Raw genomic sequence first — 18,769 nt, 5'->3', positions numbered from 1 at the left:
TTCAGACACGAAACGTCGCTGTCTCGCAACAACATACTATTTTGCGTGTGACCTTTTGAGTTTCTCCTCGAAAGGTCACTCTCTTTTGGCCTCTCGACGTTGATTTGCCTTGAAGGGCTGGAATCCATTTGTTATCATGCGATGGAGTAATGGTTTTCACCTGAGTCTTTGAGGGTCTGTTCTATGGCGGTTAATCAAACTGACTATATTTGGATGAATGGCAAAATGGTTCGCTGGGAGGATGCCAAAATCCACATTCTCTCCCATGTCATTCACTACGGTTCATCAGTCTTCGAAGGGATGCGCGTCTACAAGACCAAGAAAGGTCCCGCCGCATTTCGTCTTCGCGACCATACCCGTCGCCTTTTCAACTCGGCCAAGATCTATCGGATGAATATCCCATTCTCCATGGATCAGGTCGATGATGCCATCATGAATCTGGTCGGCATCAACCGGATGGACGAATGTTATGTCCGGCCGATTGCGTACCGTGGATTCGGCACTGTCGGAGTCGATCCGACCAACTCGCCGACCGAGCTCGCTATCGCTGTCTGGGATTGGGGGAAGTATCTCGGACCGGAAGCGCTCGAAAAAGGCGTCTCTGTCTGTGTCTCTTCCTGGACCCGTCCCGCGCCGAACACTATTCCGATGATGTCCAAATCCGCCGCCAACTACATGAATGGTCAGTTGATCAAAATGGAAGCGCTGGCGCACGGTTATGTCGAAGGCATCGCTTTGGACAATTACGGTCATGTCTCCGAGGGCTCCGGCGAGAATATCTTTGTCGTGCGTAACGGCAAACTTTATACTCCGCCGCTCGGAGCCTCGATCCTCCCCGGCATCACCCGTGAATCGATCATGGCTCTGGCCAAAGATATTGGCCTCGAAGTTATCGAACAGAATATCCCGCGCGAACTGCTCTACATCGCCGACGAGGTTTTCTTCACCGGCTCGGCCGCTGAGGTTACTCCAATCTCTTCGGTTGACCAGATCCAGGTCGGGTCTGGCAAATGTGGGCCACTCACCAAGAAATTGCAGCAGGCCTATTTCGCCATCATCACCGGCGATGCCGATGACAAGTATGGTTGGCTGTCGTTTGTTCCGAAATATAACGAGGTTCCTGTCTGATGAAGATCGCGGTCGGCGCTGATCATAAGGGATACCAGTTCAAGGAGAAGGTCAAAGCGATCCTTGCACGATTGGGCCATCAGGTGACAGATTTTGGCACCAATGATGAATCCTCGGTTGATTATCCCGATTACGGTCTCAAAGTGGCGCACGCGGTTGCCGATGGTCAGGCTGACTATGGTATCACCGTCTGCTGGACCGGCAATGGCATGAATATCGCCGCGAATAAAGTAAAGGGTGTCCGCTCCGGATTGGCTCTCAATCCGGAGATGGCCCACCTGACCCGTCAGCACAACAATGCCAATGTCCTGGCCCTCGCCGCCAAATACACTCCCGAGAATCAACTCGAAGAGACCGTCCGCCAATTTATCGAAACCGAATTCGAGGGCGGCCGCCACATCTCGCGAGTGGAGAAGATCGAGAGGGAAGAGGGGTTTAAGTGACTATTCCTTCTTATCCAACTCTGTCCATTTTTGGATTTTGGCTTCGCTATCTGCCCTGACCTTTGACATTTCTTTGTACAGTGAGGGCAGAAGTGTTTCTATCTGAGCTTGTGAGACGATCATTGATTTTGGCTTCTTTCTTGCCTGCCATGGCGAAATGGCCTTATCATTCGCGAGCAGGACTCTCGTTATTGCAAGACACTCCATCACTTCAACTTCAAATCCACGCAGAAAATGAAAGTGTGTGTCGAATACAACCTTTCCTTCACTAACTCTGTGAAGAAACTCTTCCTCTCCGATATTCTTCCCAATCAAACGCTCTCTGAAGAGTGAATAGCTGCGAGTCCATGTTTCCATGTCATCATTGATTTTCCGAATCGTATCAAAAAGCCGAAACAGCCGATTTGCTAGATCATCATTCGCAATTTCTTCAACCAGTTTCAAATCAACTGGCAGCTGTTTTGGCGAATCAAACAGCACGGAAACAGGCCCAGGCGTCTTCTGGTCGTAGGCTTCACGATATCTTTGGAGAACGTAGCGATTGTCTGCGGCAATTGACACTATTTGGTTCAATAAGGTCTGAGACCGAAGAAGCGAACGGATGTGCTGTTGCCACCAGGCAACCCTTATGTTCAATTTGTCTCTATACAAGCCTAAGAGGTAAGTTAGTACGGCGACGGTGAGGCCAGCCAAGATTGAGAGTATGGTGCTCAAAGCTGGTGACGGAATCGACGTGCCGTGTGAGAATGCAATCGCTGTGCAGCTACTGTCCATATTTCCTTCACTCTTGGTCTCTCGGTGCCATTATTTCAGGCCGGTGGTGTTATAGCTCATTTCATCGAATCCTTGATTCAGGTACAATGCGACAAACAGGACGTATAGCAGTGACGCGAATCCCTTCCATTTCAGATAACGCCTTCTCTGACCGATGGTCATGGTGGAAATGTTGTCGGGATTTTCAAGATTCTTCCTGCTACCCCGCCTGTCAAATTATACGCGACTGACACCAAAGATGCAATCCCTGACATGGGCAAGGTGTGGCAATTCCCCCTCCGTATTACATTTCCTATTGCTCCCTGATCCGCTCCATTAATAGAGAGGAGAAGGTCTGCAGAACGGGCCGAAAAGAGGACCACGGCCAAACTCCCAAAATCGTGAGACTATCCCAAACAGCCAACCACCTGATCTGAAACAATATGATGATTCCAGCCCGGCATCCCCTTCTGTATAACACTTTTATATCTTTTGCGCATTTTCACTGACAGCCCCTGTCAGTCCCCCTTCCGATACTTCTGGCGGAGGAAATCTATGGAAAAAGAACTTCGCCACTGGATGAATATCCGCTTCTCGATTCGGGACCTGGAAAAGAGAATCGAACAACTCAAGGAAACCCGCGACCAACTCGAAAAGCAACTTATCCAATTCGTCACTGCCGATAACAACGAGCGACGGATCATCGGGCCCTATCAGACCTGGATCAGTTACCGCCGCTACTACGATTACAATATCCCGCTCATCCGCAAACTACTTGAGCCGCGACGGCTCTTCGATGAGGTCGCGTCTGTTCGCATCAAACATGAACGGTTCACCACCATTCTCGCCACACCCGGTCAGTTCTCTGATGCTGAGTTCGAAGATCTGATGTCGGCGATGGTGATCACCGAGGCTAAGGAGTTACTGCATGTCCGAAGAACCGATACTCGCTCAATATCTTGAAGTTGGCCAGAAAATGCGACTCTGGGTGGCGCGCGGCCATCCGGAAAAGGCCGCCGAGCTATTTACCCATTTGCCGGAAGAACTTCAGCAATTCCGGTCGTTCAAGAAAGTGAAACAGGCGATCAGCGAGGATCCGCAGGGCTTGCACGGTCGACTGGAGAAGATGTTTGATATCTCCCGGCTGATGGAGTTGACCTCATACAACCAACCCTGGAAACGGAGAAAACGGGAAGAAAAATTCGGCATCAAATGAAGAGATCTTCGCGGACGAACCAGGAGCTATGAGGATGAATAAGGAGCTATAAGGATTTTCGAGAACTGCCCAAGAACGTCATCGCGAGCCTCGCCAAAACCGTCCAGACTTTTCAATGGCGTGCGTAGATGGCGAGGCGTGGCGATCCCCCTCTTTGGATATAACAATGTCGAATGAGAGTCTTGATTCTTGCTTAGTATAACGACGGGCTGAGCGAAGTCGAAGCCTCGGCCGGTGACCCAATTCATGGCGGGTGCCCGATCTGTCGCTACACGTAATATACCCGCACATCCCCGACAAAATTATTCACCGCCACATACAGCTTCGCCTCGGCCGAATCATACTCCGCCGTCTGTGCATCGAGCGTGTTGCCAAATCCGTCCGACCGACGTCCCAGCAGATCGAGATCGCCGACAAAACCGGAACAGTGAATGAAAACGGGGAGACCTTTCGGCACAAAGACCATGATATCTCCTAAAAATCCGGAGATGATCATCCGATTGAGACCGGGCGTGAGCTTGCCGCCATTGAGATTGATCTGCAGATCCCCGGCAAACATCGAGATCTCGATATTCTGCATATTGATATTCTGGCAATCGATGAACATATCACCGAGGAATTTGCTGTACTTCACTTTGCCGGCCTCATACTGAGGATAGGCGGTCGAGGCCTGATGTCCCGCGGTATGGGCATGTCCGCCGGTATGGGCATGTCCGGTGGATTGTCCGTGCGCGGTTGAACCGCCCGTCTGCGTGGTCCCGGTGAATGTACCCGAAGCTGTGCTGTCGCCGGAGGACGGCCACCCTCCGCCGAACCCAGGCTGCGGCGGAGGGGGAGGTGGGGGAGGCGGCATCGGATGCCCCATCGGCCCATTCGGGATCGGACCAGGCGGGGGAGGAATGGAGTTCTCGGACCGCTGCTTTTTGCGAATAAACCAGATGCCCAGAATGATCAGAGCAGCCGGAAGGATGAACTGAAAGAGATGGATCTGGAAACGACTCAGGAGCAACAGCGCCCCGATGACCACCAGAATTATCCCGAATATGCTGGTTTTCTTGTCCATAGTCTGACTCGTTCCTTTATCTCCTTACCTATCAACTACGTAATATTGCGTTGGGAGTTACGCATTGGCAAGGGAAATAGCACGAATCGACTGTCCCCCCGCCACTTAGAAGTCGACCGTCATCTGGGAATAGAGGTAACACCCTGGGTCCGGATCATAGGCCATGGCGTACTTATCGGTTGGAAACAAAAGCGCGCCGATCAACTGCCAATCCACCGCGTGATAGAGTCTGGTAGAGATCATTGCGTTAATCTGTGTGCCGATCTCTTGCGAGCGCCGATAACTTGGCTGGCCCAAGTGCCAACTTCCCTGGTTGAAATATCAGCTGTCTTGAAAACGTGGCCTGCAAGCGATAGAGAGAATAATGAGTCGGCGCGATAGTGAATGCTTGCAAAGACCTCGCGCATTCCGCCACGAATCATGTACGGCTCATAGAAGTGTCCTTTGTTGCCCAAGAACAATTGTCCGCCATGAAAACTATGCAGACTTTGATATGGAGCCTGGAAAATAGCATCCGTACCATCATTCATGTTAGCGTCTCCGCTTGAAAAATCTAGCCCGACACCAATGGAGATTCTCGAGAACCAGGGATTGCTCCATCTCGTAGATGCTGTTATCATCCATGCCTCAATGTTACGAGTAAGACCCGTGATTCCAACCCCACTGGGAAGGTACTCCCATGTACCCGTTTGTCCAGCCAGATTCCACTGAAGCTCAAAACTCCTAAATCTCTGCTCACCAAACATCCCGACTGTGAATCGATCGGTTGTTATTTTGACCGGGTATCGCACCTCATCAATATTCTCGTAGTAGAAGATCGGCTCCAACCCAACCCCATCAACGTTGCCGGATACACCCCAGATGATGGACTGCAGGAAATTATAGTCATCCTCTCTGTGACTGGGGCCGGTCAACCCGAAAGCGCTGGCAAAGTTGCGTGCATCGCCATAAGTTACCGAAGCGCCATTAAATGCTCTCCCAACATTATCCCAATCGTCAGGTCCGAATAATCGTTCATTGCCGTGAGAGAATTCAAATCTTCCAATTTTCAGTTCAGCGCCTTTAAGAGGAAATCGGCTAAGCACAATGTATCCTTGGTGGAGATCAGTATTTCGACCGTTAGACAATGTACCAGATCCATCCTGCAATAAGGAGTCTCTCATAAAATGCCGGCTGTCCTGAAATTGCAGGAACGCTGTGACATTCGCGTTTACCTTGGTCTCCAAATTTACTCGTACTCGCAATAGATTCTCGAACCAGAATCCTGATTCCGGCTCGTAGCCTGATTTTATCGAGGCATTCCTCACCCGCACCTGCCCCGAAATATCAACCACCGTCTCGGCTACCAATGATGATGCGAGAAGTGCGAATAGAACGAGTACTATTGAAATCTGTCGCGGGCGCATGGATACCCTCCCTTGATTGAATACAGACGGATAGGTGACTCCACTATTATAATCCGCTTCCCCGTTCCCCCGCAAGGGGAAAGCCAATTTTCACCCCCCACTTTCACTAGGCTTGACTCGCAATCCCTAATCCGTATATTCCGCCAGCTTTTGACAATACTACCCCCAAGGAGGAACCATGGCTCGTTCATTGACCCAGATAATCGATCTCTCCGCCGCCGAAGTTAACGAAGTTTTCGACCTCTGCGCCAAGATGAAGCGCAAGGAGATCGCCCCGAAATCTCTCGAAGGAAAGTCCGTCGCCTGCATCTTCACCAAGCAGTCACTGCGGACCCGCATCTCATTCGAGGTCGGCATCTCCGAACTCGGCGGCTCTCCGATCTACATCACCGATGGTGAGATTCAACTCGGTAAGCGTGAATCTATCGCCGATGCCGCCCAGGTACTCTCCCGCTACGTTGGGCTCATTATGATCCGAACCTACAAGCAGTCGGATGTCGAAGAGTTGGCGAAATATGCGACAGTTCCTGTCGTGAATGGCCTGACCGACCTGGTCCATCCCTGCCAGATCCTCGGCGACTATATGACCGTGCTGGAACACCTTCCGCCGCGCCGGAAATACAAAATCGCCTATCTGGGTGACGGGAATAATATCACCAACTCATGGCTTAACCTTGCATCCCTGATACCTATGGACCTTCGCGTTGCCACCGCGCCGGACTGCAAACCGGACCCGGAATTCATGGCCCGCGCTAAACGTAATTCAGAGAGCACGATAACTTGGACGGAGGACCCTAAAGAAGCAGTCGCTGGGGCCGATGTTATCTATACCGATGTTTGGGCCTCGATGGGCCAGAAACATCTCGCTGAAGAAAAAGAGAGGAAATTAAAACCGTTTCAAGTTAATAGCTCCTTGTTGAAGGGTGCTGACCCGAAGGCTATCGTCCTTCACTGCCTCCCGGCAGAACGTGGTAAGGAAATCACGGATGAAGTGATGGATGGTCCTCAGTCGGCCGTCTTTGATCAGGCGGAAAACAGGCTGCATATCCAAAAGGCGATCATGCACTTCCTCCTGACACACTAAACGGCAGAATCGTCAGACTCAAGGCGGGGAGCGGTAACCCTCACGAAAGGAGCCGTGACATGCGTTCCGGCAAGTTATTCTTCGTCTTGAGTCTGATCCTTGTTGCCAGCTTGGCGATCTTCCTTTTTGGCTGTGGCGACGACAAGCCGACCGCGTCTGCGCCGACCGACCAGGATCTCAATTATGCGGCGGTCTCCGATGAGGCCGAAGAAGTGCTCGACAGCGCGATCTCATCTTTCGCCAATGCACTCTCCGTTTATGATCTCAATCAACCGATCGACACGGCTATCATTGTCGTCTATTCGCCGATCAATCCCGACTCTGTCTCCGAAGAAGACAACTGGTTTGTCGTGTATGCGTCAGACCTGGCGACCAGCTTTAACTGGAACCGTGTGGACTCGCTCCAGTTCGCTCTGAATGGCATTCCGCTCGCCTCCGGCGCCGGCGCCAATCAGCTCTCGCTGCGTCACCATTTCGAACTGGCCTATGAAGATACCACCGGTATCTATCGCAATCGCGAAGGGAATGCCGAACTGGAATTCACCGGCATCAACACCCTCATCTCGACCGTCAACGGTACCCGCGATGTTGCGATCTCCTCTCGCGCCGAAGTGAATGGCGTCGAGTGGCGTCGTGACTACACCATCAATATGGCCTTCGAGGGCGTGACTGTCCCGAAAGCCGATGGCAACTGGGTGCGTGGCTGCCCGAGCGGCGGTGTCGTGACCGGTACGGTCGTCCTGACCGCCAGCAAAAACGATGTCTCCCTTGGCGAATCCACCTGGGATTTCGAGGCGACGTTTGACAATGGTACGGTCGATGTTACCGTGACGTCCGGATCCTACACCCGGACCTATACGACCTCGCTGTGTGACATGTAAGATCTGATCGAATCTATTTGAATCGTGCGAGCCCGGTCCTGCCGGGCTCTTTTTTTGCCCCGTTGACTTTCTGCTCGATTTGGCCGTTTTTGACAGGCATGAAAGAAGTTGCCCGATACAAACACTGCTTCGTCTGCGGAGAAGAGAACCCCGGTGGACTGAAAGCAAAATTCCTCTGGGATGGGAAAGAGGTTCATTCGACCGTCATCGCTTCGCCAAACCACGAAGGCTACAACGGGATCTACCACGGCGGCATTGTCGCGTCATTGTTGGACGAAGTGATGGTGAAAGCGATCTTGGCGCTCGGCCATTTTGCCGTCACCGCTGAGATGACGGTTCGCTACAAGAAGCCGGTGCGGATTGGTGAAACGATCCACTATACCGGACGAATAATCGAGCAGAAGGGACGCCTGTTTACGACTGAGGGAGAGGCGGTCAACGACCAGGGGGAACTGCTGGCGACAGCCACAGCCAGGTACCTTGAAGCTCGGGCTGGCCTGAAAGCCCAGCTCCAGAATGTCGGCGATTGACCGGTATTTCACTGCACCGCAATTCATACCCGACTCGTCGAACTCTGAAGTCCAGCTTTGCTTGCATAGTGTATCTTATTCTTCAGTAACGATTTATGCAACCGCTTAGTCGTCTGACTCGGATGGCACCCGGCTTGCTCTGCTTCGGGTATGAGCGACAAACATACCCCATTGGCCTGCTATATTGGCGCTATCGTTAACTCGGAGATCGAGCCGTATCTGGAAGAACGGAAGTTCTCCCATGGCTTGGTCATCTTCTCCATTCCCGACTATGGAATTCTCTTTCGCTGCCGCGCTGAGGGGGATGATATCGACCTGGAGTTTGCCTCGCTCTTTTCATTGCTCAAGTTCCTAAAGACTCGCCTGTCGAACCAGAAGTTGACCAGCATCTTGCTGCATTCATCCAACCCCGAATTCGTCTTCTCATTCCGCCCGAACAGCAAACATCTAACTCCCGGCTCAACGAGGGAGAAGATGCTCAAAGAGTATCTGGTATCGCTCCAACTTCAGGTCACCCTGATCGATCCACAGAAGAACCGGGCCTTTCAATCTCCCGCAGATTATCCGTCGATGCCGGCGGATCGGCCGTCCATTTTGAAACCAACCCCCGCAGATATCGAACGCTCCGAGTTTAAGCCGTTCCAGCGCGGCATCAAGCTCTAATCGCTTTTGGTTAAGCGATTTCCTTGACTTTCCCGTCTTTGCTAGTAGTTTGAGTGGTATGACACGGGAAATGGAGTCTTTGCTCAATTTCCCTTCTTGAGGACCCACCAAGGTACGATTCCTGGCGTTTTATCGGGAGTTCGGTATGAAATACTCGCTCGCGGTTCTGCTGATAGTGGTCAGCTCGTTATTCATTGCGGCTGATCTCTCCGCCGATGATCTCGGCTTGATCCAACTCAACTCACAAGAACAGGTGGCACGCGCCGAGTTGATCCTCGGACATGCCCTGGTCAAGGTCGACGGGAAATTTCTCGTCCTGGCGTCGACCGACCAGCAATACGATCTGCAGGCTTCAGGTATCGGATTCGAGTCGATCCGCAGGACTGCCGATATCAGTTCGCTGTATATGATCCTCCCGCGCACGCGACAGGCGGCTGAGTCCGGGGCGCCGAATATCGGCCCGGTCGTCGCATCCGCGACCGAAATGACTGTAGTGGAGACTTCGGCTTCCGCCGCGGCATCGGTTGCCGAAGAACGCGACTATTTCGTCATTCCGCTGGCCGACCGACCGGTCTATTTCCATTACGATCCGCCCATGCATGTTCGGGCGATCTTGCCAACCGAAGTCTATCCGTCGGATACATTGATCGACCTGGTCAGTCAGGATTCGATTTACGCGTACAATCGCCGTCTTGAGCTGTTCTATACGCGGTACATCTGGTCCGATTCGATCGACCGTGCGCGAGACTGGATGGTCAACAAATTCCAGCAGTTCGGCTACAGTGCTATCACCACTCCAACCTTCACTTATAGCGGTGGCACTCATTACAACGTGAAAGTGGTCAAGACCGGAACGACCGAGCCAAATAAGGTGGTTGTGATTGGCGGCCATTATGACACCTACAACGCACAGAGTCCCGGCTCAATTTATGCTCCGGGATCTGATGACGATGGTTCCGGGACTACTTTGACAATGGAGGTTGCGCGCGTCCTGGCCAATGTCCCCTTGCGCAAAACCGTTATCTTTATGCCTTTCTCCGCTGAGGAAGTGGGGCTGATCGGCTCAAATGCCGCCGCTGTTTCGTTCAGGAATGCCGGAACGAATGTTGAAGCGATGCTCAACTATGATATGGTCGGCTATGTAGAGGACTATCCCTGGAGACTGAATTTGTCAAGCGGCTCCAATACCGCTTATCGCGATCTAACCGCGGCCAACGCGACCCGATTGACCTCCCTCGTGCCGAACATCGTCTCTATGGGGTCCAGCTCCGATCACTACCCGTTTTTCCAGCAGGGATTCCCGGTCTGCGATAATATCGAAACAGATTTTAATTACGACGGTTGGCATACCAATCTCGACCTCACCTCGCGGATGAACTTCAATTACCTGACCGAAGTGGTGAAGTTGGCGGTGGCGACAGTCGCGATAGTAGCGAATGCCGCCTCGACTACCAGCATCTCGAGTATTGAAGATGTCGGCAATGGTTCACAGCTTGAACTTTTCTGGAGCGACTGCAATCCGCAATACAGCTACACCATCTTCTACGGTCCATCGGGTTCGCCAACTGACTCCGTCCAGGTACCACCGGGGAACTGCTCGTGGGTTGTCTCCGGATTAACCGAAGGTGTCACGTACACATTTGCTGTGTATGGAAAGCCTGCGGATGGATACCGCGCTATCGCGGCCCCGACTCGAAGCGAGCAATCGTTGATCGCTCCCCGCGCGCCGCTTTCTCCGGAGGCAGAGCCAGGGCTCAACAGCATTATCCTGAGCTGGCGCTCCGGCATCGAGCAGGATGTCGTTTCGTATCGAGTATACCGTAAACTTCACACCGAGACCAATTTCACGATCTGGCAATCCGGAGTCACGGATACCACCTTCACGGACAATCAGGTCACCGCTCTGGTTGAATACGACTACGCAATTACGGCTGTCGATCAGTTGGGGAATGAATCACCGCTCTCAGCCACAGTCTCAAGTTATCCGGCGAGTTTCGATGGCGGTATTCTCATCGTCGATGAGTGGATTCAGGATTATGCTTATTTCCCCGATCAAGCCGAACAGCTTGCCTGGATGGACACCGTCATGGGGAGCACTCCCTTCATGGTCGAGACCGTTGAAACTAGCGGCGCAGCGCTGACCAAGGGAAACGCCGGCCGGTTTTCATCGATCTTCTGGATGGATGAAGATATCTTCACCAAGATTCTGACCAACAGCAACAGCACGCTTGACTGGTACTTGAGTAACCCGACCAACGTGATGATCGATGGTTACCAGACGATCCAGAATTGGTCCACGTACACCGTTCCGCCCGACCATCTGCTTCGTCGGGAATTTGGCGTGTCCAACTTCAATTACAGTAGTTCAGTTGGATTCATCGGTGCATTCGGCGACAATGGCTGGCCATCCGTCCAGTTGGATCCGGGGAGAGGGCTGAGTCGTATCTGGGACACTCCTATCGTGACTCCGGTCGCCGGCGCGACCGTTATCTATCGCTTTGATGCTTCCTCCAACAATGCCGGCTTTGAGGGAGAACCGTGCGGTTTGGCGGTTGATGGTCCTACAGGGAAGAGGATCATTCTCACTTTCCCTATCTACTACCTGACAGCCTCATCAGCCACCGCGCTTCTCGAGAAGGCCAAGCAGTTCTTTGGGGAGTCATCAAACACCAGTTTGCCTGGCGACATCAATATGACCGGTGGAGTCGATCTGTCCGATCTCTCTCTTATGATCGCCTATCTGACAATTTCTCATCTGACCTTGCCCAATCCGAATGGCGCCGATGTCAACGGCTCGTGCAACATTGATCTGACAGACCTTTCGACCTTGATTCAATATCTGCTGTTGTCCACGCCTCAACTTCAGCCCGGATGTATGAACTAGACAAACAGGACCAGTAGAGAGCTTCAGGGCAGCCGCAATCAGATCGGCTGCCCTTTTCTTTGCGCGAGATTATCTGCCCAAAGGGTCATCCGGCCATAACCTCCCTTGCATAGTTTATGAAAGCGGCAAGCCCGGTCTCTCTCTTTTCTCAGCGACCATATCTGGCAGGGGAGGACATCGTAATTGGACTATCATAGACAGCAACAGCTTAAGGCTATTGTACTGGTAACATTATCGGGAGGCATACCGGTTGCTTATTGAACCGGTATGACCAGTTCTGTCCTGACCATGCTTCGCCTCTTAGATGTCGAACGGATCCACTGCTTCGATTGGTCGCTTACGCCTCAAAGCGTGATCGATCATGATGAAGCCAGGCTGATCCGTCATCCGTTCCCGGTGCTTGATCTTGAGGATGGTTCCTTCCTGCTGTTACAGGATGCCGACAGTTTCCGGTCGTACCAGATGCTCGACTTGACCCATCTGCCGGTACAAGTCTGCACCCGGAAATCGCTGCGCGTGACCAGTCCGCGCCTTGCGCTGATCAACTTCACCTACGGTGATCTACAAGCGTTTGCCGAAGAAAATCGTGGGTTGATCTGCCTCGATGAACCGGACTCTTCGACCAGTCATAACGACTATCTGCACCTGCACTTCGAATTTCCCCGTCATCGCTCGCTGATCGTTCATATGCGCAGCGACCACGCGTCCGGTTGTCCTGCCAGTATCAGTGCGCTTTTCCAGCAGATCCTTCGGAAAGGGACATATATGCCCGATGGCGGTTCGGGGAGCTTTGCCGATGCCGTCCTGCGGAGCCAGACATTCAGCGGACACTTAACCCTGCCATCATTCGGTCTGATCGATCTGGAGCGGGCCGCGTTTACCGAGCAGTATTTCCCGCCCTATGTTATCATGGTGCAGACCGACCGCCGGGTTTTCAATATCGACTTCCCGCTGTCGGTTCTTCGGGCCGAGATCCCGGTGGAAGAGAAAGAGCAGTTCCTGAAAGATATGGTGCTGATCCGGGAGCAATCGTGCCGGACGACTTTTTTTGAGGGGCAGGTTTATATACTGAATCGTTGATTGTGGTTTCCAGATAGAGTCAGTTGGTGGTACAAAAAAACTCGCCTGCATCCGCAGGCGAGTTTTCTATTTTGGTGATCGAAGCGCTTAGGCTTTCGGGGCGGCCAGCTTTTTGACGGCTTTGGCCAGCCGGGACTTGTTGCGATCGGCATTCCGCTTATGAATCAGACCGGCCGATGCAGCCTTGTCCAGGAGCTGCTGGGCGTCCAGAAGCTTCTTGGCGGCGGCGTCCGGAGTCTCTTCTTCTCGCACCTCTTTGACGGTGGTGCGGAGGCGGGAGCGCAGGGTCCGGTTGCGAAGCCGGGCTTTCTCGTTGGTACGCATGCGCTTAAAATTAGACTTGTGATTCGGCAACGTCTGTCCTTTCTTCTCAGTTTACGTAACTAATTGGCTAATATAGTGAGCAGGATAGATTTGTCAACCGGCAACGAAACGAAAAGTTCACTCTTCCGATCAGCCTGGCTGGCCTCCATTGGGACCGGTATCTCCCGTATTTCCGGCTTGGTCCGGGAACAGGTGATGGCCTATTACTTCGGAGCCGGTATGGCGACCGATGCGTTTGTCGTTGCCTTCCGCATTCCGAACCTCCTCAGAGACCTGTTTGCCGAGGGGGCGCTCTCATCCTCATTTGTCCCGGTATTTAAAGAGAAGCTGGTGCAGGAATCCAAGGAAGATGCCTTCCGGCTGGCCAATACGGTTCTGACGGCGATGGGGATGGTGCTGGCATTGGTCACCCTGATCGGTTTTGCGGCCACTCCGGTGATCATCTCGCTCACCGCTCATGGCTTCACCGAGGTTCATGACAAGTTCTGGCTGACCGTCCACCTGACCCAGATCATGTGGTTTTTCCTGCCGTTGGTCTCGCTGTCCGCGCTGATCATGGGGATGCTCAACTCGTTCGAACGCTACGGCATTCCCGCGCTTTCCCCGGCGATGTTTAATGTCGGATCAATCCTCTCGGTGCTGCTGCTCTACAACTATTTCGATATGCCGATCTACACGCTGGCGATCGGCGTGCTCGTTGGCGGAATCGGCCAGATTGTCGTACAAATACCTTCTCTCAATCAGATCGGTTACCGGTTCCGGCCGCACTTAAGCCTGTGGGACGAAGGGCTCAAAAAGATGATGCGGCTGTTTGGTCCGATGATGATCGGGCTATCCGCCAGCCGGATCAATATTCTGATCTCGACCTTGCTGGTCTCATTCCTGGCTGAAGGATCAGTATCGTATCTCAATTATGCGTTCCGCATCATGCATTTCCCTCTTGGCGTGTTCGCCGTCGCCCTTGGGACTGTCGCTTTGCCGCGTGCCGCAGAACTGGCTAGCAAGAAAGACATGGAGGGACTCGGGAAAACGGTCACCGAAGCGCTGACGCTGAATTTCATGTTGATCGTTCCGTCGGCGGTCGCGCTTGCGCTTCTCGCCCCGCAGTTGATCCAGATGATCTATCAGTATGGGAGATTTTCGGCGACCGATGCTGATGCGACTGCGCTTGCTTTGCTTCACTATTCGTATGGGATCATCGGAGCCGGGGCGGTTCGAGTTTTGGCACCGGCATATTACGCTTTAGGGGATGCCAAGTGGCCGATGTTTATGTCGATCGGTTCAGTCGCGCTTAACATTTTCCTCTATTATCCGCTGATCAAAGTGTGGGATTTTGCCGGACTGGCGGCCGCAACCTCGATTGCTTCGATCGCCAATTTTGGATTACTGCTGTATTTCCTGCCGCACCGCGGCGTGAAGCTACCATACAATCAGCTCTGGACACGGTTTGTGCGAATTCTGGTAGCCGCAGGGATCGCGTTTGGCGGGGCGTCATTCATTCCGCTTGAGAACATCGGTCTGCCGGAGGGAGCGATCGGGCGTATCGTCGCCGCTTTTGTTCCACTCCTGAGCGGCATGGTCGTGTATATCATTCTTTGCAAGATTTTGGGTGTGAAAGAGATTTCGGTCCTGCGTGAGATCTTCTCACGTCGAAAACCGAAATCATCGTAACGATTTCGTCGGGGGACTGTGCGTACATATCCGGGCCTTTTGCTGCTGGGGGCAGTAGTCGGCGGTATTCTGTTCGCTGATCTGTTTCATCCTGCCCTACTGGCATTTCTCCTGATCTCGCTGAGCGCGGGAATCGGCGGAATAGTATTGACCGCCCTGCGCCGCAATACTCTGGCACCACTTTTTTTCGCTCTCTCTCTGGGTGGATTAGCCGGACTTCATTATGCCCATTTGATCTATCAGCTCCCGCCATCGCATTACCATCAGATTGCCGACCCCAATCAGGTCGTGCAGGTGTATGGCGAGGTAGCCGACTGGCCCGAACTGAAACCGGAGAGAACTGAGATAATTGTCGAGGTTGATTCGCTGGGGGGGACAATCGCCCAACGCGTGACCGGACGGCTGTTGCTGCGGATCAGCGATACCACGACTGCTCTCCAGCGCGGAGATGCGATCGAGTTTTTTGGGCGAATCTATCTGGTGGAGGAACGCGCCGCGCAGGGTCAGTTCGATTATAATCGATACTTGAATCTCAAAGGGATATTCGGGACTGTCTACCTCCCGGGCGTACTTGACCTGCGAGTCAACCGCCGCGCCGGGCTTGGATTTTATGCCCTTACCGACCGGTTGCGCGACTTGATCCGCGAACTGCTGTATGCCAACCTATCGCCCTCAAGCGCTGCTCTAGCTTCCGGGTTCCTGATAGGGGAGACCCGGGACATTCCGGTTGAGATATACCAGATGTTTCGAGATAGCGGCACTTTGCACTTGATGGCGGTCTCCGGCTCGAATGTCGCGGTGGTGCTCGGATTTTTCATTCTTGCACTGACTCCATTTTCGTTTGGCCGGAAGGCTCGCGCAATTATCCTGCTGACTGTGGTGGTCCTTTTTGCGACTCTGTCCTACGGTGAACCTTCGGTCATGCGCGCATCCGTGATGGCCGCCCTGGTAATTGTAGCCGGACTGATCGAGCGACGGATCAATCTCAACAATATCATTGCTCTATCTATGTTGCTGATCCTGCTGGTGGATCCGCCGGAGCTGTTTGATGTCGGCTTCCAACTCTCTTTCGTGACAGCCTGGGGGCTGATCTTCGTGGTCCCCAAAGTGACTTCGCTCTTTCGACCATATCACAACCGACGGTGGTATCGATGGATCTTTTTCCCGCTCATTGTGTCGTTGGTGGCGCAACTGGTGAGTGCTCCGTTGATCGGATGTTACTTCGGGAAGATCCCGTTGGTATCGTTGGCCGCCAACCTGGTGATCGTCCCATTGGCGTCTGCCGCTTTGGTTCTGATCCTGATGATGCTGGTGATCCATGCTATACTTCCAATCGCCGGCCTTTTTGTGGGTCGAATCCTTGATTTGCTCTTACAGCTATTGCTCGAGGCGGTCAAAGTGTTCGGTGGGAGTGAACTTCCGTCACTCCAGATCAATGTCTCGCTTGCGCCGGTCTGGTGGGGCGTCATAATCGTCGTTTCAATCAACCTTATCGGTCTGGCCGCGGTTGCGCTCGGATCAAAGCGAGCGCGACGGTGGCTTTTGGCGGTGGTCCTGATCGGACTGAATATCGGATTGGTTACATCAATCGCGTTCGCCTCGGATGAGTCCGAATCAAAGGTCTTTGTCAACACCGTGCCAGGCGGAGTGATGATCCTAAGTCAGCCTTCCAGTGCCGAGTCTGACCTGATCATCACCGGGCTGACCGACAAGCCGTATCAGCTTGACCAGCGGATCATGCTCCCCTGGCTTCGCTCACATCAGGTGGATAGCCTCCGCTACTGTATCCTGTTATCCGGGAATTATCACGCGCTGGATGATTTCGTGCGGCTGACCGATTCGCTCGGCGCGCGGCGGGTGTATGTCGCTTCTCCTATAGAAGGACGGTTCCGCCAGGTCTGGCGAGAACTGGGGAAAGAGGAATCATCGTTCGACAAGGTCCGTTTTTTCGGAGCCGATTCGCTGGGTGACGATCTTGGCTATTCCTTGCACCGCAAGGCGATCTCCATAAGTCTACCACAAGCGCGATTGCTTGTCGGGCAAACGATCGAGGATCTTCCGTCGCTCACTATACAATCTGATGATAGACCAGTAGTGGCGATTATAGGTAAGAACTGGAAAGCCGATCCGACGGACTGGCTAGCGTATCACGCCAATGGATTGGATGAGGTCATCTGTTCACGAATTGCACAGCGGACGGTTCAAAATGAAACAGATGCACACGCCGGAGTCGCGGCCGATATCCCGGATTATATCCATCAGTTGAGTTTGGTGGGAGAAATTCAGATCAATCTGCGCTCACCGCTTCGAATCAGACCCCGTTAGTCGTTATTCCTGTCTCGCCGATAAAGAATTACGGCTTTTGTCCCGATACAGTCACAGAAGTACCCGACATACCGAACAACCCATGCAGGGCATGGATTTTAAGGGTTTGTAACATGAGTCTCTCAGGTAATCTGCGAACAGTGTCGTTCCCGGATATTCTCCAGTTGCTGTCAACTGGCAAGAAGACCGGCATTTTGGAGTGCAAGACCTCATCGCGCCAGAAGGAAGTGGCCTTCCGCGACGGCAATATCATCTATGCGTCTTCGGTCAACAGTTCCGAGGATCTGCTGGGGAATCTGCTGCTCAAACGGGGGAAGCTCTCAAAGACTGACCTTGAGCGGGCGATCACCCTGCACAAGCAGACCGGTCGTCAATTGGGGACCACCCTGATCGATATGGATCTCTTCGACAAAGAAGAGATCGGTATTGTCCTCAAGATGCAGATCGAGGAGATCGTCTATAACCTCTTCTCCTGGCGGGAAGGGGATTTCATTTTCCATGAAAACGCCCAGCCGCGCAATGCGCCATTCTACCTTGAACTTTCCACCATGAATGTGATCATGGAAGGGACCCGCCGGATCGATGAATGGACTGAGATCCAGAAAGTCCTTCCGCCGGATGATGCCTTGCTGCGTATTGCCAAGTCGCCTAAATCCGAAGAGGAAGAGATCTCGCTATCCGTAGACGAGTTCCGGATGTTATCCCTGATCAATGGGGAACGGACCTTGCCGGAACTTCTGGATATGTCGCCGATGGGCGAGTTTGTCACCTGTCGCGCCGTCTATAAGCTGATCCTGAATGGATTGATCGAGGTCGCCGGGACCGCGACCTCACAGCCGCAGTTCCAGGAAGACGAAGAAGAAGTAGCCCTGTCCATCATCTTCTCGATGTACAACACTTGCTTCTACCGTATCCGGACATTGGTTGACGAGGTCCTGGGAGAAAACAATACACGCTACGCATCCTACCTGGCCCAGTATCGGACAGGTTTGATGGTCTTTTTCCCAGGAGTTGAGCCGAATTCCGATATGGCGCCATCGTTTGACAAGTTTCTGGCTTCGGTTCGGTCGATCCCGCAGGCGACTCGCTACTTCACCCTGATGCATGCGCTCGACCGGATGCTCTCCGAGCAGTTGGTCTTCGTGTATGACCTGCTCGGTGTAGGTACCTATCGCGAATCGATCAATCGGGTTAAGAAAGAGATCACGCTGCCGCTGGCGCAACGCCGCGAGCTGGTGCAGCGATTTGGAATCGAAGATACATTCTATGGCACGATCAAGCGGGCCGATAAAGTAGTCAAGTTAGTGCGAGGATAAAG

The 18,769-nt window shown here is 52.9% G+C and carries 18 protein-coding genes; 13 read left to right on the top strand and 5 right to left on the bottom strand.

From position 1 onward, the window contains the following. Positions 1-183 precede the first annotated feature (183 nt). Positions 184-1,128: a branched-chain amino acid transaminase gene (locus IPH75_15140; GenBank protein MBK7143406.1), complete on the top strand. Its 945-nt coding sequence runs from the start codon at positions 184-186 to the stop codon at positions 1,126-1,128. Next, on the top strand, positions 1,128-1,571 hold the full coding sequence (gene rpiB, locus IPH75_15135) for a ribose 5-phosphate isomerase B (GenBank protein MBK7143405.1): 444 nt from the start codon (positions 1,128-1,130) through the stop codon (positions 1,569-1,571). Before IPH75_15140 ends, rpiB begins: the two co-directional genes overlap by 1 nt. Here the strand turns inward: rpiB and IPH75_15130 are convergent, their stop codons facing one another. Next, positions 1,572-2,345 (bottom strand): hypothetical protein, encoded by a 774-nt coding sequence (locus IPH75_15130; protein ID MBK7143404.1) that lies wholly within the window; start codon positions 2,343-2,345, stop codon positions 1,572-1,574. Between the two features lie 534 nt (positions 2,346-2,879). On the opposite strand from IPH75_15130, the gene IPH75_15125 reads away from it, so the two are divergent. Together IPH75_15125 and IPH75_15120 are read left to right on the top strand one after the other, a co-directional pair. Then, positions 2,880-3,287 (top strand): hypothetical protein, encoded by a 408-nt coding sequence (locus IPH75_15125; GenBank protein ID MBK7143403.1) that lies wholly within the window; start codon positions 2,880-2,882, stop codon positions 3,285-3,287. Next, positions 3,253-3,540: a hypothetical protein gene (locus IPH75_15120; protein MBK7143402.1), complete on the top strand. Its 288-nt coding sequence runs from the start codon at positions 3,253-3,255 to the stop codon at positions 3,538-3,540. The genes IPH75_15125 and IPH75_15120 overlap by 35 nt, the downstream gene beginning before the upstream one ends. A 268-nt stretch (positions 3,541-3,808) precedes the next feature. On the opposite strand, the gene IPH75_15115 is transcribed toward IPH75_15120, so the two are convergent. The 3 genes from IPH75_15115 to IPH75_15105 form a co-directional block, all read right to left on the bottom strand. Then, a complete protein-coding gene (locus IPH75_15115; GenBank protein ID MBK7143401.1) occupies positions 3,809-4,603 on the bottom strand; it encodes a cell wall-active antibiotics response protein in 795 nt (264 codons plus the stop codon). A gap of 105 nt (positions 4,604-4,708) precedes the next feature. Continuing rightward, a complete protein-coding gene (locus IPH75_15110; protein ID MBK7143400.1) occupies positions 4,709-4,846 on the bottom strand; it encodes a hypothetical protein in 138 nt (45 codons plus the stop codon). Next, on the bottom strand, positions 4,843-6,009 hold the full coding sequence (locus tag IPH75_15105; GenBank protein MBK7143399.1) for an alginate export family protein: 1,167 nt from the start codon (positions 6,007-6,009) through the stop codon (positions 4,843-4,845). The genes IPH75_15110 and IPH75_15105 overlap by 4 nt, the downstream gene beginning before the upstream one ends. A 178-nt stretch (positions 6,010-6,187) precedes the next feature. Here IPH75_15105 and argF point away from each other — a divergent pair, with 178 nt between their 5' ends. The 6 genes from argF to IPH75_15075 all read left to right on the top strand — a co-directional run bounded on the left by argF (position 6,188) and on the right by IPH75_15075 (position 13,131). Next, positions 6,188-7,093 (top strand): ornithine carbamoyltransferase, encoded by a 906-nt coding sequence (gene argF / locus IPH75_15100; GenBank protein MBK7143398.1) that lies wholly within the window; start codon positions 6,188-6,190, stop codon positions 7,091-7,093. A 59-nt stretch (positions 7,094-7,152) separates the two neighbouring features. After that, a complete protein-coding gene (locus tag IPH75_15095; GenBank protein ID MBK7143397.1) occupies positions 7,153-7,974 on the top strand; it encodes a hypothetical protein in 822 nt (273 codons plus the stop codon). Positions 7,975-8,072: 98 nt separating this feature from the next. Then, entirely contained in the window at positions 8,073-8,504 is a 432-nt protein-coding gene (locus IPH75_15090) for a PaaI family thioesterase (protein ID MBK7143396.1), read from the top strand. 150 nt (positions 8,505-8,654) lie between these two features. After that, a complete protein-coding gene (locus IPH75_15085; GenBank protein MBK7143395.1) occupies positions 8,655-9,167 on the top strand; it encodes a hypothetical protein in 513 nt (170 codons plus the stop codon). Positions 9,168-9,312: 145 nt separating this feature from the next. After that, complete coding sequence (locus tag IPH75_15080) at positions 9,313-12,051, top strand: M28 family peptidase (GenBank protein ID MBK7143394.1); 2,739 nt, start codon at positions 9,313-9,315, stop codon at positions 12,049-12,051. Between the two features lie 267 nt (positions 12,052-12,318). Beyond that, on the top strand, positions 12,319-13,131 hold the full coding sequence (locus tag IPH75_15075; protein ID MBK7143393.1) for a hypothetical protein: 813 nt from the start codon (positions 12,319-12,321) through the stop codon (positions 13,129-13,131). An 87-nt stretch (positions 13,132-13,218) separates the two neighbouring features. Here the strand turns inward: IPH75_15075 and rpsT are convergent, their stop codons facing one another. Further along, positions 13,219-13,485: a 30S ribosomal protein S20 gene (gene rpsT / locus IPH75_15070; GenBank protein MBK7143392.1), complete on the bottom strand. Its 267-nt coding sequence runs from the start codon at positions 13,483-13,485 to the stop codon at positions 13,219-13,221. Positions 13,486-13,530: 45 nt separating this feature from the next. Between rpsT and murJ the strand changes: the two genes are divergently transcribed. The 3 genes from murJ (at position 13,531) to IPH75_15055 (ending at position 18,767) form a co-directional block, all read left to right on the top strand. Continuing rightward, complete coding sequence (gene murJ, locus IPH75_15065) at positions 13,531-15,126, top strand: murein biosynthesis integral membrane protein MurJ (protein ID MBK7143391.1); 1,596 nt, start codon at positions 13,531-13,533, stop codon at positions 15,124-15,126. 18 nt (positions 15,127-15,144) lie between these two features. Beyond that, entirely contained in the window at positions 15,145-17,451 is a 2,307-nt protein-coding gene (locus IPH75_15060) for a ComEC family competence protein (protein ID MBK7143390.1), read from the top strand. Positions 17,452-17,564: 113 nt separating this feature from the next. Beyond that, a complete protein-coding gene (locus IPH75_15055) occupies positions 17,565-18,767 on the top strand; it encodes a DUF4388 domain-containing protein (GenBank protein MBK7143389.1) in 1,203 nt (400 codons plus the stop codon). Positions 18,768-18,769 lie beyond the last annotated feature (2 nt).

It is taken from the genome of bacterium (assembly GCA_016708025.1).
Lineage (GTDB): Bacteria > Zixibacteria > MSB-5A5 > GN15 > FEB-12 > FEB-12.
The sequence above is the reverse complement of the archived record's forward strand: the minus strand, read 5'-3'. Positions and strand labels throughout refer to the sequence as shown.

Coding starts and splice junctions, on each gene's coding strand:
- IPH75_15055 (MBK7143389.1), top strand. CDS start 17,565: ATGAGTCTCTCAGGTAATCTGCGAACAGTGTCGTTCCCGGATATTCTC.
- IPH75_15110 (MBK7143400.1), bottom strand. CDS start 4,846: ATGATCTCTACCAGACTCTATCACGCGGTGGATTGGCAGTTGATCGGC.
- rpiB (MBK7143405.1), top strand. CDS start 1,128: ATGAAGATCGCGGTCGGCGCTGATCATAAGGGATACCAGTTCAAGGAG.
- argF (MBK7143398.1), top strand. CDS start 6,188: ATGGCTCGTTCATTGACCCAGATAATCGATCTCTCCGCCGCCGAAGTT.
- IPH75_15095 (MBK7143397.1), top strand. CDS start 7,153: ATGCGTTCCGGCAAGTTATTCTTCGTCTTGAGTCTGATCCTTGTTGCC.
- IPH75_15105 (MBK7143399.1), bottom strand. CDS start 6,009: ATGCGCCCGCGACAGATTTCAATAGTACTCGTTCTATTCGCACTTCTC.
- IPH75_15130 (MBK7143404.1), bottom strand. CDS start 2,345: ATGGACAGTAGCTGCACAGCGATTGCATTCTCACACGGCACGTCGATT.
- IPH75_15120 (MBK7143402.1), top strand. CDS start 3,253: ATGTCCGAAGAACCGATACTCGCTCAATATCTTGAAGTTGGCCAGAAA.
- IPH75_15085 (MBK7143395.1), top strand. CDS start 8,655: ATGAGCGACAAACATACCCCATTGGCCTGCTATATTGGCGCTATCGTT.
- IPH75_15075 (MBK7143393.1), top strand. CDS start 12,319: ATGACCAGTTCTGTCCTGACCATGCTTCGCCTCTTAGATGTCGAACGG.
- IPH75_15115 (MBK7143401.1), bottom strand. CDS start 4,603: ATGGACAAGAAAACCAGCATATTCGGGATAATTCTGGTGGTCATCGGG.
- IPH75_15125 (MBK7143403.1), top strand. CDS start 2,880: ATGGAAAAAGAACTTCGCCACTGGATGAATATCCGCTTCTCGATTCGG.
- IPH75_15080 (MBK7143394.1), top strand. CDS start 9,313: ATGAAATACTCGCTCGCGGTTCTGCTGATAGTGGTCAGCTCGTTATTC.
- IPH75_15090 (MBK7143396.1), top strand. CDS start 8,073: ATGAAAGAAGTTGCCCGATACAAACACTGCTTCGTCTGCGGAGAAGAG.
- IPH75_15140 (MBK7143406.1), top strand. CDS start 184: ATGGCGGTTAATCAAACTGACTATATTTGGATGAATGGCAAAATGGTT.